Genomic DNA, 15,734 nt, shown 5'->3' on the forward strand with positions numbered 1-15,734 from the left:
TCCTTTTTTAAAAGTTTACATTTACCCCCAAGGCAAAGCGTCTTGGACGTGGCGTACTTGCATTATCTTGGCTCAGCATATAAATATTACTTGAGAGGGAGACTTCTGGATCTTGACCAGAATAATCAGTCCACGTAAAGACATCCTGAACCGTTGTAAATATTTCACAGCGGGTCAATCCCCATCTTTCGATTACTTTTTTAGGAAGTGCATATTTGAGAGAGATCATTTTTAACCTAACAAAAGATGCATCCTCCACAAAGCGGTCTGACCCTAAGTAATTGTAACCTTCACCATATAGCGCCCGTGGTATATCTGTAACATCTCCCTCTTGGCGCCACCTTCCAAGTACAGCGGTACTTTGGTTCGCTGTACCATACATATTCTCCGTATTGATCCGTACCTGATTGACTACTTTTTGACCAAATCTACCGTGCAAAAAAGTACTTAGCGCAAAAGCTTTGTAACGCAGATTTATCCCGCCCCCCATTGTAAATAAGGGCATTGCATTTCCTAAATAAACAATGTCATATTGATTAATCACACCATTCCCGTCGATATCCTGATATTTGGCATCGCCGGCAAATACCCGCCTGTTGCCATTTACCATATAGACAGGTTGCCCCTGTAGGTCGTACATTACTTTTCCGTCCAGGTCTTTGGCATAGGTATCTTGTTCGTTCTGATATACACCGAGATAATGGTAGCCGTAAAATGAGCCTACTGGATTGCCTTCGATAATTTTATGCGCATATTTGCCATTACCGAAGTTGTAGTTCTCAAATTGCATGTTATCGGGAAGTACAATAACTTCATTTCTATTACGTGACACATTCAGATTAACAGAGAGACCAAAATCCTTGGAGCGGATTGCCTCAGCATTGAAAATCAATTCCCAGCCTTTATTGGCTAATTTGCCAGAATTGTAGTACCGCATTTTACCAAAACCAGTGGATGAAGGTAATGTCACGTCCTTTTGTAGGAGGTCTGTGGTCACCCGATTATATAACTCACCCGTAAATTGAAGTCTATTTTTAAAGAAAGAGAGATCGACACCAAAATCAGTTTGGGTTATCGTCTCCCATTTAAGATTATCCAATTGAATGGATACTGGTCCCACAGCAGTCATATCAATATAACCTGGCGTGAGCGGCTGAAACGTGCCCAAATAGGTGAAAGCGCCCGAAGGGGCATTTCCACTTTTACCCCAGCTAAAGCGAAGTTTCGCCGTACTAATAAGGTCTAATTTTTTAATAAATTCTTCGTCACCGAGATGCCAGGCAGCGCCAATTGAAGGAAACCCTTTCCAGCGATGTTGTGCCGAGAGACTGGAGTTGGCCTCCCAACGGTATGTACCACTGACGATATAACGATCCTTATATGCGTAATGCAAACTGGAAATCGCACCGATATTCCGTGTTTTAGAATTTCCCGACCCCATATTCACGACGGCGCCGCCGGCGGTTGGATCACTTAAAGATGATGATGCGTTGCCTGATGTCTCACTGGCATAGCTAAACTTTCGTGCTTCATTTGTCTGCAATAAGCCCGTAGCAACAATGCTATGCTCTTTAATCTTTTTATTGAATATAAATTTATTCTCGGTGTTTAGGTATAACTCATCTGACAGCATATCCGATCCCCTATTGAAGAACGGGTCGGTCCAGATAACTCCGGTAACAGCCTGCGGCAGATATTTTCGATTTTTCGTTGACCTGGTATCAAATCCAACTGTACCAATATATTGAAGCGCTGGAATAATAGTATAGATCCCTCGAAAGACGACCCTTGCCTGCTCGCCGACAGTAATATTGATTGATTCATTCACCATCGCTACTGGATTGAACATTTGGTTCTCGCCAAATGAACCCTGAAAGTTAATCCGTGGTGTAAAATATTGATCTGTATATTGGCCATCCTCCCCGATGACATAAGGACTCATATTGGGCATTTTGGTCATGGCCATACCTCTTGGTGTACTGATATCTTCACCCGTCCAAAAATTCTTCCGATCACTAATTGAATAGGACATATCGGCATTAACATTAAACTTGTTAGAGAATTTATAATTGAGACTCAACAGTGAATTATAGCGATTCAGTTTGGTTCCTTTTGTCGTTCCCACATCATTTAAAAAACCTAGCGACAGCCTGTAGGTGGCTTTATCTCCTCCGCCACTAATCGAAAGAGAATTATCTTCGAAATGTCCCACTTGGGTCACTTGTTCAAGCCAGTTGGTATTTTGATTATACTCATTAAAATAGACCCATGATGGATCATATTTAATTTCGTTCGTATTATAGAGTAAATTGAGGTATGGTAATGCGGAAGTATAGCCCAGATCATTCACTGAATTCCAAATGGCATCCTGTACCAGTGCGACGTATTGTCCTCCATTTAACATGGGGATTGTTTCTGCTTCGCGCTTAACATCCAATTTGCTGGACAATGCAAATTGGGTTTTACCCTTACGTCCTTTTTTCGTGGTGAAGAGTAAAACGCCGTTTGCGCCTTTAGAGCCCCAAATCGCTGTAGCCGCGGCGTCTTTTAACACTTCGATGGATTCGATATCGTTAGGAGATATATTCACTAGGCCGCCAAAATCTTCGTCGTTAGCGGTGGAAAAATTAAAGTCGCTACCTATGGAGGTAGGATAAGGAACACCATCAACAACGATTAAGGGTTCTGAATTACCATTCAACGAGGATGTCCCTCTAATCCGGATAGCGCTTCTTGCACCGGGGTCTGCGCTAGACACGATATCCACATTCGCCAGCCGACCTTGTAGCCCACTTTCAATAGAAGCAAAAGGCAGTGCTTCCAACTCTTTCATGTCAAAGCGTTCTGTCGCCGAAACCTGATTGCGGTAGTTAATTCCCATGCTATTCTTTGTATTGGCCTTCTCTCCTGTAACGACAACCTCGTCAATCATACGATCGTCTTTAACGAGCTTGATGATTACAGTGCTCTGCCCGTTAAATGGAATTTTTGTGGTCTTATAACCTATACAGGCAGCGACAATAGTTAGGCCTTCACCGGCGGGAACTCCAATGGTGAATTGACCTAAATTGTCTGTTGAAGCGCCCATCAAACTCCGATTATCTTTGTTTTCGATATAGACGGAAGCCGCTGCCAAAGGCGCGTTTGGTCCGCTTTGGACAGTACCGGTCAAGACTTTTGCACGCTGCCCATAAGCAGGCAGTACAAAAGCAATCCAGGTAATGATTAAAAATATATTTAGCTTCATGAATTTTAGTTTATGGTAATGAATCAACGCGAATGAAACCATGCCTATGGCTTTAAAAGTTTGTTGATATGATAGACAGCTCCATCATTAAATACTTGTGGCAGATAGTCTACGATTGAAATGGGCGTCCCATCTGAATCTTCCAAACTCAGTCCCGTCCCGTAATCCATTAGGGTAATTTGCCGATAAAGGTTATACCCTGTTCTTCGTGTGGTATTCCAGGTTCCCTGAACACCGAAACCGGGGAAAGGATAATCGCCAATAGAATTGTCGGATACGGAAACAAAATAAGATTTAAGATATTCTCCCAAGGCTGTCTTCTCTGTTGGAATCAGGCCCGCAGCTAGGCCCGACAAAACTGTGGCATTATCCGGGGCGAACAAAATAAAACGATTGCCAAAAAGAAAGGACAGCGAGCTGCCTGCATCTATCATCCCTGCTCTAGCCAATAACTTCGAAAATTCGGCATATTTATTTAGCGGATTGCTACTTGTTTCAGCGCCAATCAGTGTAAACTTAATAGTCCGCGTTTCACCCAGTAGCGTTTGCGCTACTTCATAACTTTTCCCATTATACCAATTGCCTGCAAGTGGCAACACAGACACTGGCTCGTTGCTATTGTATGTCGCTGTTGAATATAAGTTGCCATTTTTCGTGAAGATATAGTTGTATGGATTCCGGGTGCGGTAAACTTTGGCAGCAGATAAACTTGTGATATCATCATATACAATATGGTCCGAAACAAAAAGTTCCTGTTGCCGTTGCGACATGGCTACTTTAACACCGTCGTTATTTTGAATTTGGACTTCTTCGTCTCCAAATACAAAGGGGTTACCTTCGTTCCAGAAGATATAACTATCGCCATAAAGTGTACTGAGAATTTCTTCATCGGATGGAATCAACAGTGTGTAACGTATATCCCTACTCGCTAACGTTTTGTACATACCCGAGTTATGGAGCATGTACATGAAAATTTTGAATTTTGGATTGACTAACACGGGGCCAGTCACACTATTAAAAGCTTCCGGAATTAACACTTTATTTAACCCATAGAATGTTCCATTAGAGGCAATCGCTTTATCTCCTACATCCGACTGAGTATTGAAAACAATAGGAATTCCATCGACTGTTTTGATATCGGGATTCTTACCGATCTCAGCAGGAAAGACTATATTTCCAGCGTATACGTGGTTACGTAGCATCATTGCCAAAGGCAACATATCGACCTCCTTCATCGACGGATAATATGATTTAAAATATTGATTAAAGAAAGTCGACAATGCTCGGTTATTGGGCGCAAATACATTAAACGCTTTATAGGAAAGATCGCCAAGATTGGCATAGTCTGGAGTACCTGACTCACCATTATAGGACCATTCCGAAGCAATCGCAGGTAAAGCACCATGGTGAACTAAAAATAAGGACTCTCCTGCAGCTGCATAATTCATACTCGCCTGTTCGTCATACGTGTACGTTCGAAAACGGTCGTAAACAGCCAAGAAATCCTTGTAGGCTGTACTATGATCCAATCGTTCATAAACAGTAGGTAAGGGCGCAATTACCTGATCGATCACATACACATAACCATTATCTGCAGGAATATCATATTCCGTAATTCCTGCATTCGAGACATTAAAACCAGTTGTCCCTGACCAGCTATCTGCTCCAAAAAAATATTCATAATTCTGCTTTGCATCAATTCCTTTAGTTTGAAAATGGGTCGCAGAAAGAACTGGAACAAACCTATCTTTGTGATATACTTTTTTGACAATTCCATCGGTTATATCCACTTCTTCGCTGATGGAATCTTGACTTCTGCTGCGGTGTTTGTAATACAGTCCTGCAAAAGCTGGTTGCAGATTTTGACTCCCCTGCGGTTGATAATCCATCAGTCTATTTTTATCGTACGAATAATAGATCAGATGGTAACCGATTATTTTTTTTAGTTCATGGATTGGGATTTGCTCTATCGAGGTCAGATTTCTGTCCTTCAAATAGCTTAAGAACACGGGGTCGCTGGGAGCAAAGACAGATACAATTGTTTTGCCATTCAATATTTCTTTAAAACCTGCACGTTCAACCCCTTTTAAAAAAATAGTAAATTCTTTGCGATTGTCCAAAACCTCCCACACATTTCCTTTCAGCCAATCTGGTCTCTCATAGTGCGATACAAGTTCCTTTTTGGAGCAGGAATATGTACAGGCTAAAAAGACACTAATAACATAGATGAATAGTCTTTTCATAAAAATTAAATGTGCCAATTTGTTAATACTGGCATTGGTTTATAATTGGAGTTTGATGATCGGGAACTATACTATATTTATTTCTGAGCAAGCAGGATCAAATAGGCTTCGAAAAAAGCCCGGTCCGCTGTCATTCAGATTCGTCACAAAGTAGACGCTTGGTGTGATTGCTGCTCTTGCGCCTTTCGCAAAACGGCCGAAGCCCTCTGCTCCAGGGAAAGCTAGTAATGCAGAACCGTCTGCTGTGGCACTGTGCGCTATCCATTCAATCCAGTCCAGCTTTGAAATAAGCCCCTCTTTAGCGCAAGAAATAAATATCATAGCCAAAGCGCCAAAAGAAAATAGACACCTTCTTTTCATAATAATGAATATTCAAGCCAACTTGCGTTAGCTTTTGGGTTTATAATTGTATCATATTGGTTGATTCAATATTACAAAATGCAACCGGTTTCATCATCCTGCACTGTACTGCTATATGTCCAAAAGACACACTGATACTCAGAGGCTATAGGTACTTTTCAAGGTGAAACTATCCTTTGTCCATCGCTCTTATTTTCTATATCATCTATTAAGGCATTTTTTTAAATCCTTCTTTTTTTATAACCCATGAACCATCTTTTGGAAATCCAGGAAAATCACCTGTGGACGCATCCCAACCTTCAAGCATCATGGCGACGGTTGTTAACACACCACCATTGCCAGGCAGATAGATTCTGAGCCGTCCATCTTGGTAATTATGACCATTTTTGAGATACGTATTGGTTTGGACATTCAAAAATAGTGCATCCAGCGCTTTGTTGGGAAGATTTAGACGCGCAGCATTCATGGCCGTCATCGGAAAATCCCATCCCCAGGTCTTTTCCCAATGCCATTTTTTCCAAACGACATCCAGCGTATTCTTCATCACATCTTTATTTAGCTTCGCGGATTCAGGAACCATGCCCAATGCACCGAGTACCGCAGGATGGTCTGTCATCCATCGATCGTAAGTATAAGAATCGGGCGCAGTTTCCGTGGCCAGGTAGCAGTTGTCTTTCATTGGTAAGGGAGCTAATTTGTCAATAACTTCATCCCATTTTGCCACCCTTGGTTCTCCCAGACGCTCCTTCCATTGTTGGGCGATACGCAGCGCCCAATCCCAATAAGCAACCTCATAAGTCGGGTTCATTGTTTCGGAAGCTTTGAATACTTCTTGCGCCGGAATAACTCCCTTTCCGATATTATAGCGACCTGTTACTCGATCATAATGGGCAAAGTCAGCCATAAAATCAGCCGTTGCAAATACCAAGTCCTTGTATTTTTGCAAGACAGCCAGATTTTTTTTGTCACGGTACGCCAATTCGCTCATGTAAATGATATGAGGCTGTTGCCAAATTAAAAATGCAGCTACAGAAGAGGGACTTTCATGGCCATCGTTGTCAGACATTTTAATCCATCGAACGCCTTGATAGCCTTGCCGGTCGGCCAGTGCCCTGGCTTTTTTAAAAGTCCTAAAATAATAGTCCAATGTTTTTTCCATGATGTCTGATCGTCCCCATAATGCAAAATGTACCGCATGCCACCAATGCATTTCCGTGTGCGGCTTTCCATACCAACTATTAAAAGTAAGACCTGTTTCTTGGGGTGGATTGCTTCCACCACACTGTACCTTTGTCAGGTATTGAGAAAGCACCACTCTTCTTTCTAATTCATTGGCTCTGGGATCTGTACTTCCGGCAAAATCAACGGCGGCACCACTTTCCCAAAAACACTTCCAAGCAGCGATACTTTCGGCAGCAGCTTCCGTAAACCCATACCCACCTTTGTCAACGTTGTTTGTTTCCGCAAATGCAAATGAAAAATCAAACTCGCCTAGCGTAGCAGATGGTTGGTACACAAAGTAATGCGAAGCCTTATTTTTTAGGGTTCCTTGGGAGTAATTCAGTTTTGTAACATAACTTGTGCCCTGCAACTGATGATCTATCAATGCACTATTTGACGATTGATTGATGATGGTTGTTTGATGATTATCCGCCTGATCATAATTAGTCCCTTCATCCAAAAATTTCCCGCTAGGATACGGATACTGTATAAATATTTTAAGCCTTTGCTGTGCGATTAATGGAGAAACAACATGTACAGCAATACGGTCACTTTCTTGATATGAGGCTGTTTTTACAGCAATGGGTTCTCCCTCTATGCGAAATTCACTGGTAACAATACCCGTCCAGAGATTTAATTCCTGCCGAATGCCTTCAATATCCTTGATCGTAGCCCTTTGGCCATTTTTTAGATACAGCTCCAAACCCACGTTCCCTAATTGTAGGCGATGTTTGTTTTCTCTAAAATAGTTTACTGCACCGGCATTACGCGCTGGTTCTTTCAGCTGCACACTATATTTTGCACTCCGGCCTTCGTTGTTAAAGTCGTAAGATTGTAAGGTTTCCTCAAATTTATAGTTCTTAGTATTTGGAAAGGCATCCCAACCCCACTCAGACTGCGTTCCTAAAGAAACTCCGTTTTTGTAATAGATCGGAAAAGATTGCATCCCTGTAGCATCGACCGTATAGGCAAAGGTACCATTCCCCACGGTTAGCGATGCTAAAGTATCCATAGCATGATTCGAGACGTTATGCCTCTTAACGACATTTTCTCGATTAATTTTTGTCCCTTGCTGAGCTAACACCAACATAGGATTTAAGGCACTTATAAGGAAAGTGAAAATAATATTTCTACTAGAAATTTCGGCGTACATTTTAATATTTCTTAATTTATCTATTGGATTAAAGTGAGACTTATCAGACCGATGACCGCATCGTTTGCTACAGCAATAAGCTCTACGGATTGGAGCGTCTTTTTTACGTTTAACGGTAAATCCAATAAGGTAGCCGCTCCGCCTTCAATGGCTCTGCTGCTATATCCTTTGATATCGGTGTAATGCTTCCAGGTGCCTCCTTTATACACCTCGCCCGATTTTAAACTGATTCGATAAGGAATACGATCATCAGGGAGATCAAAAGCATGGTTGTCATCGAGGTAATCCTGTTCGATAGGCCACCAGTTTATAGGATTGATGAGATCTAACGTATCTAAAGTTCCATCGGTATAATTGACCTTAATCTTGGCGTTGATAAACTGGGATTGCATCGGATTTGTAGAACCGGCGACCAAGAGATACATTTTGCTGGCCTGGCCCGCTAAAGGTATTTTGACGCTTGTGGGATAATTATCCCACTGGCTGACAAAGACAACATTTTTGGAGTCATTTTTTAGCTGAAACAGAATACCTAGGTATGTTAGATCCTTCTGCTCGGCTTTTTTCATGATTCCGCTGTCATCAATATTCGCCGTCGTCAATGGATAGCACCAATTGCCTATCCCCTGCCAAGGCAGCTGCAAAGTCGGCCCTTCCGGTCTTGGCGAAAGATATTGCTGTTGAAATATATCTGTCAAACGGGCATTGTAATAATTTGATAAATTTTGTTTCAAAAAACTCGGTTTATCCTTAATCGTCCAATCGGTATAATCAATTTTTTGAAGATAAGTCTTCCCACGCAGATAAAAGTTGTTTGTTCCTTTCGAAAAGATACGACTTGGAAGCTGCAGTTCTTTTGCTTCATTAGATTTTAAATTTAAGGTGGCCTGGAAACTGTTATGCTCAATTTTGAGGTCTTGCGGGTGAACGGAACGATTTTCTACGATTAACCCATAACCTGCATGCTTTTTTACAATCGTTGCTTTCAATGGTGGTAATAACCGAATATCAACGGGTTGCCACCAAATCATCTCTCCCTGCTGAAGCTTCACAAAAAAGGTCCCTAACCGCTCTTGCTGTACGAAAGAAAATTTCTGCCCTATGCTGTTTACAATAAGACCTTGAGGATCGAAGCTTTCCAACAGTTGGGTATTAGCAGCTAAGGGGACTGACCATTGATCGGTGAATGCTTGCTCTACATTTCTGGTTTCTATTCTTTCGAGTTGACCATCACCGATGATTGAAATATCGAAATCTTTGTCAGGGTCAGATTCAATCACGACATATGGCCTATTAATAGCTGAAGATTTTAGCGACCACTTGACTTCCTTTCCGTTGACCTTCACGGCACGTACCGCTGTAAAATCTACTGGAACTTCCAACGTAAGTTTTACTGGCATTGCATAACGCGTGTTAATTTGAAATGTAATAGTGGTATTATCTTTTTTATAAGCGTAACTCCATTGCGGCAATTCGATCTGCGCATGATTCCATGTCGCTGGAAAACCAGGCTTAATAAATAATTCATTATCCAATAGACGGGGATGCACACCGAATAAACCTTCAACCAACGTTCGCGATGCGACGCCAATGGGATCGGCAAAATCACGGTACAACTCACCCCGAAACGCATCGTAGTGGGAGAGTTGATGAAAATTTCCTGGGCTAATGCCATGATACATGCTTTCTATAAGGTTGCTCTTCCAAAGCTGATACGCATCATCCGGCCGTCCGGACTGCCAGTATGCAAGAGCCGTTTGTAAATTCTCGGCTAGAGCGACATTATTGGTGGACCAGGTATAGGGCTGCCATGTCGTCGTGGGCAAAGTATACAGGTGCTGTTGCTCTTGTCCGTTGACATGAATAGGAATCTTTGGCAAATAATTATTTACATATTGCAGGTTTTGATAGCTTTCAAAATCATCTAGGATAGCCACATCCGCGGCATGATAAATGGTCCATAAACCCGGATTTTCGTGTACAAGCTGATTGCCAAGCGCATCCTGAAATTCTGCGAAATATCCCTTTTCTTTTAGCCAAAGTCGGTTTTTTAATGCCTGTTGAATCTTTTTAGCTTCCTGTCGATAGGGATTTGCATCTTCACCGATAACCTTTGCGAGCTTGGCCATCATCTGATACGCACGATACATATAAGCGGTCGTATGCGTGACAGCCCCACCAGAATATTGCAATCCATCGCTGGCCCAGATCGCACAATAGGCATCGTACAGGCCATCATTGTCACGATCAAAATTGCGCTTTTCCCAATTGAGATGCCGGGTCAGGATGGGCCACATCTCTTTGATATAAGCAACATCTCCTGTATAATTAAAATGTGACAATAGTTGATCGATAAAGACCAAGTTCATATCGTAGTGATGGGGGACAGACTTGTTATTGGGATTGCGGGAAATATAGCCACTGGAAAACATGGAGGTGCCCATTTTCTCCAAATGTCGTGCGAGGTGTAATGCGGTATCCATCACTACGGGGCCAGAGCTTGGTTCCATTACCTGCGAATTGGCGTAGCTCGAAAAGTGTTCTTTCGCCCTATCGTGCCAGCCCAACACATCTGCTGTATAAGCTCCCCGCCAGGCATTCAATCGCATACGCCATGCCACAGCACCATGCAGAAAAGTAGGCGATTCCCAAATACCGTCAGCAGCTACCGACAATGCTGCACCCAAATTATTGATAAAGCGATCCGGTGTATTTATTTTGACCCGACCGGCTAAGGAAGCTCTTTTCTGTTCTGCTTGTTCAAAGATCTTCGCTATGGAGCTTTCAGAAAATTCCGTGGCCGAAAGCTTACCCTTAGCGATTTGAATATAATGTGTTTTTTCAGTCAGATCATATTCTCCCACAAGAATAGGGCTGCCACTATTTTCCAGGTTCGCCAGATTGGAAAGATCATCCAAAACCTTAGCATCTGACACGCGCAGCTTTGAGAGATCGGAAAAACTACCTTGCATAAACTGCGGCTCATTTTTCCTGCTTTGATACCTGAGCTCAAAACTATTTTTGTGTAGTCTATAGTGGTTACGCTCACAATACGCTGGAAGAAGGTAAAACCCTGATTCAGGATCAGCGCCTATGTCGCCATTTCTACTGAATGTTTGTCCGCTCGCTCCCCCATAGATAGCATACAGCTGTACATCAGATTTAACGTTTTTCGGTTGTAGTTTTACGATCATCCCCTCAGTATTGGCCTGCGCCAGGACAGTAATATCAATATAACCCTTTCCTAATAAAGCATCTTGAATACGATAGTGCATCGCTCCAGGTCGATATCTTGTCTCTATGTGATCGGCATCAATCATTTTTTTTCGCAGGAGCTTGTTGCCTAACACAAATTGCAGATTCCCGCCCATTCCTGGCATGTATAACGCGAATTCGGGTAGATCTCCTGCTTCAACGCGGGATGCGAGGTTATTACCATAAAGCGCGCGATTAAATCGATATCGCCCATTGACCAGCAGGAAGTCACCCTGATCTTCGGTATAATGTAACGTGCGGTCATTATCTTGCCAATGCTTGGATTGAGCAAGAGTTTCCTGTAAAAATACGGCAATCGAAAAGCAACAAAAAATCAAACACTTTCGTATCATATCAATAATTATTTCATGCATTAGCGATGCTGAGCTTTCTTTTTTAAGGACAAACATGCTACTTCATGGCCAATGGACTTTAAATTTTCCCGTGACGGATAGGTTATGCTAATCGAAAGACTTGATTTCCTTTCCATTAACAATGACATTCTTTAGTGTTACATGTTTTAGGTAATCTACTTTATAGGCTTCTTTTACACCTTCAATTTTACAATTCACCATTGTAAAATCAGTGACAGGTGAAGATTCATAAGCCGTGGAGAGCACAGCATACTTGCCGCCACCTTTTACCTGAAGGTTTTCGACCCAGATATTCCGAATCGTCGGAATATGTTTTCCGGGTTTTTCATAAAACATATTAAAACGCACAGCTGCCTCTTTATACTGTCCCACCTTCGTGTTATAAAAAAACACATTTTCGATAGTACCTCCTCTACTTGAACTGGTCTTTATCCGAAGGGCACGATCTAGATTTGGACTATCCATCACATTGTTCAGCGCATAGATGTTTTTAGCTCCGCCGGCAATCTCGCTACCGATAACGACACCGCCATGTCCATCCTTCATTTCACAATTTTCGATGATATGATTCTCCGCAGGTCGACCAACATTGCGGCCATCTTCGTCTCGTCCAGACTTAATAGCAATACAATCGTCGCCGGTATCAAAATAGCAATTCCTGATCCATACATTTTTACTTGCTTCGGGATCACAGCCATCATTATTAGGTCCATGACTCACCACTTTCACGCCTTCAATCAACACATTCTCACATAGAACAGGATTGAGATTCCACATCGGAGAATTAATTAACTTCACGTCGGCAATCCAGACATTTTTACATAGATAAGGTTGTACAAAATTGGGCCGGAGAAAATGTCCGTCGCCAAATACCCTTTTTTGCGGATCGATCTCTTCGGCCATCTGCTGATGCAACATTGCGCGTGCAGGCTTTTGTTCGCCAGGGCGGCCTTCATGCCAACCGTATTTGCGTGCACCGCACCAATACCACCAATGATCATTATCGGCATTTCCATCCAGTAATCCTTTTCCCGTAATGGCAATATTTTCTTCTTTATACGCATAGATGAATGGGGAAAAATTGACACATTCCATCCCTTCCCAACGGGTGAATACCATTGGGTAATCTGCGCTATCTCGGCTAAAAAGGACTGTTGCCCCTTCGCTGATGTGAAGATTGACATTGCTTTTCAGATAAATAGCACCGGTCAAGTATACCCCTTTAGGAACCACCACCCGTCCTCCACCTTGCTTATTGCAGGTTTCTATTGCCTTTTGAAAGGCTGCCGTATTTTTTTTATTGCCATCTCCAATAGCACCGAAATCAGCGATGGAATAATCTTTATTTCTAAATGAAGGGGCCACAACGATCTTTTTAAGCTGTTCAATTTCTTTTAGGGGTTGCTGGGCACTGTTCCAGGTCGTCTGTTGTGCTTGACCTGCTAGGCAGGCAAAAATTGCGAGAATCATACTAAGAATCTTTTTCATTGACTTATAATTGTTTCTGGTTATACTTAAATATATGATCGGGCACCTACAGCCCACTGGCATCGATCGTGAAAATACACAGAATGGCCAATGGGATTTCTATCCATTTAAACACTTCCGTCCCGTGGTTTACAATTTGGTTTAATTAGACTCGCAGTGATAGGCGAATCAAGCTGTAAGATAAGAAAACTAGCAAAGGGACCTATCCTGCGCTATCCTGTAACCGAATGCATTTTTACAAAAAAAACCTTCCCGTTCAGAACGGGAAGGTTAGGTTGAGTTTGATTATAAAAATATTAATAGCCCGGATTCTGCATAGCCTGTTTTTCGGCCGGTGTCAATGCAGCACCACTTTCATTGGTGGTTGCATCCAAGAAAGATTGCGGAATTGGTCGATAGTAATGCGTATTCGGACTAAATACTGTATTACCCCGTACATAACCATCATTGAAAGCCTTCCATCTCGATTCCAAGGTTTTGGTGCGTGCCAGATCTTCCCAGCGGTAGAGTTCGCCACACAATTCACGCGTGCGCTCATTCAACAGGAAAGCCATCATTTTCTGCGCATTGCTTGCCGCACCCAATTTTTGGTAGATTGGAGCATCTACTGCTGAGTTATAAATATCAGCGACCGAATTGATCAGCATCTGTGTTTCCGAAGATGCCGTGGTTTTAGCCATATCATTATTGGATTCGTAATAAGAGTTCCCTTCCCAGTAGATTGCACCTTCAGCGGAAAAACCACCTCCTTTACCGACCGCATAGGAATTATTCTTATAGGCTTGTCCGCCATCGACATTTTTCGCGCGGTCTTCACCATTTTTATAGCCGGCACGGCTACGTAGTTTATTGATCCACTGTATGGCATTGGCATACTGGCCTTCACCCTTGCGGATATACGCTTCGGCCACCATCAATACGTCTTCTGCCGAACGTGCCATAATCACATCTCGGGTACCGTTGGCTGAGGCGATACTAACCCGATAGCCGTCTCTAAACTTTGAAAGCGCCACATAGCGTGACTGTACACCATAGTAACCGTTATTTCCATGTTTTCCCACCCAGGCTTGCGGTTCTCCTTGAAAATAACGTACAAAGGTATGGGTATTTTGCATCACGCCATTTTTAAGCACCCCTGTTGCATCACTGGCTACTGCCGTGTAGCGCGTATCGCCATTGTTATTTACAATATATTTTATACCCAGCTCACCCCCTTTAAAGCGTTTGGTACCTGCAACAGTCCCTGTAGGCCCAAGAGATGCATTAGTTGCAGTCCATACAGGTGCATTCGCGGTATTATTGGCGCCATACATCGTAATAAAGGATTTCCAGAAACGGGAATCATTGACGCGGTCAAAGACATCTAAGGTATAGTTTGTGGTACGCGCATAGGAGAATTCACGATCGCCCGATATGTCTCGACTCGTTCCACCTAAATCTTGATAAACAGCAGGATAGTAAAGATGGATCTGATTTCCATAACGTCCCCAGGTTGCCTGGTCGTCCGAAAACTGTGCTGAAAGAACAACTTCAGATACTTTTTCATTGGCACTATTCGCCTTTTGATAATCCCATAATTTTACAAAGTCATCAACCAGGGGATGTGCCGCCACGACTTCCGTTCCGTATTTGATAACCGCATCCAAATCTTCTGCGATATATTTTGAATTCCAAGAAGCATATAACTCACTCGCCCGAGTCAGTCTGGCTTTAGCAACGTAATGTGCTGCAGCTGATTTGGTCACACGTCCAAATTCTGTCGCCGAAGCGGGCAGCAAGGCATAAGCCTGCTCCAGATCAGAAATGGCCTGCGCAAAACACGCGTCTTCGGAAGCGCGCGTAAAATAGGATTCCACTTTTGTCGTTGGGGTCAACTTTAAGGGTACACCACCAAACTGTACGATCAATTGTAGATAGAAATATCCCCGCATAAAATACCCCTCGCCTAGACGTGTATTATAGTTGGCATTGGATTTATCGTAATATAGTGGTACATTCTGAATCAGGGTATTGGCCGATTCAATACCGCTATACATATTGTCAAACACCGGCTGAATATTTGCTCCCCCATAGGTTGATTCAGCTGGGTTAAGATCCATACTATAACTATTGAAGCTCGGAGAGGGGTTATTTGCATCCGTAAACTCGTCAACACCTAAATTAAACAAAGCCATGCCCCAGGTATAATTATATTTAAATTTCAGCTTCGAGTAAACTCCTGTCGCCAGATCATCCAACCCTGCCTGTGTTTTAAAATAGTCAGTCGTCGGTGTGGTGATCTGCTCTTCTTTTAAAAAATCTTTACTACAAGCATTTAATCCCAGCAATCCCGCTGATCCAAGCATTAAAGCAATTAATATTTTATAATTTTTCATGAGTATCTTTTTTAATCT

General features: G+C 42.5%; 7 protein-coding genes. All 7 read right to left on the minus strand.

What is annotated here, in order from left to right; all coding sequences use genetic code 11:
* Nucleotides 1-7: 7 nt before the first annotated feature.
* On the minus strand, nt 8-3,247 hold the full coding sequence (locus VXM68_RS02630; RefSeq protein ID WP_367210357.1) for a SusC/RagA family TonB-linked outer membrane protein: 3,240 nt from the start codon (nt 3,245-3,247) through the stop codon (nt 8-10).
* Nucleotides 3,248-3,291: 44 nt separating this feature from the next.
* Nucleotides 3,292-5,490 carry a fasciclin domain-containing protein gene (locus tag VXM68_RS02635; RefSeq protein ID WP_367210358.1) on the minus strand — a complete coding sequence of 733 codons (2,199 nt, stop codon included), beginning with the start codon at nt 5,488-5,490 and terminating at the stop codon, nt 3,292-3,294.
* Between the two features lie 66 nt (nt 5,491-5,556).
* Nucleotides 5,557-5,850 carry a hypothetical protein gene (locus tag VXM68_RS02640; protein ID WP_367210359.1) on the minus strand — a complete coding sequence of 98 codons (294 nt, stop codon included), beginning with the start codon at nt 5,848-5,850 and terminating at the stop codon, nt 5,557-5,559.
* Nucleotides 5,851-6,058: 208 nt separating this feature from the next.
* The gene (locus tag VXM68_RS02645) at nt 6,059-8,083 is read right to left on the minus strand and encodes a hypothetical protein (RefSeq protein ID WP_367210360.1); all 2,025 of its coding nucleotides are present in this window, start codon (nt 8,081-8,083) and stop codon (nt 6,059-6,061) included.
* Between the two features lie 161 nt (nt 8,084-8,244).
* Nucleotides 8,245-11,832, minus strand: a complete 3,588-nt coding sequence (locus tag VXM68_RS02650) for a DUF4450 domain-containing protein (RefSeq protein ID WP_367210361.1) — start codon at nt 11,830-11,832, stop codon at nt 8,245-8,247.
* Between the two features lie 108 nt (nt 11,833-11,940).
* A complete protein-coding gene (locus VXM68_RS02655) occupies nt 11,941-13,341 on the minus strand; it encodes a glycoside hydrolase family 28 protein (protein WP_367210362.1) in 1,401 nt (466 codons plus the stop codon).
* Between the two features lie 296 nt (nt 13,342-13,637).
* Nucleotides 13,638-15,716, minus strand: a complete 2,079-nt coding sequence (locus VXM68_RS02660) for a RagB/SusD family nutrient uptake outer membrane protein (protein WP_367210363.1) — start codon at nt 15,714-15,716, stop codon at nt 13,638-13,640.
* Between the last annotated feature and the right edge of the window lie 18 nt (nt 15,717-15,734).

Source organism: Sphingobacterium sp. R2, assembly GCF_040760075.1.
In the GTDB taxonomy this organism is placed as follows: Bacteria; Bacteroidota; Bacteroidia; order Sphingobacteriales; family Sphingobacteriaceae; genus Sphingobacterium.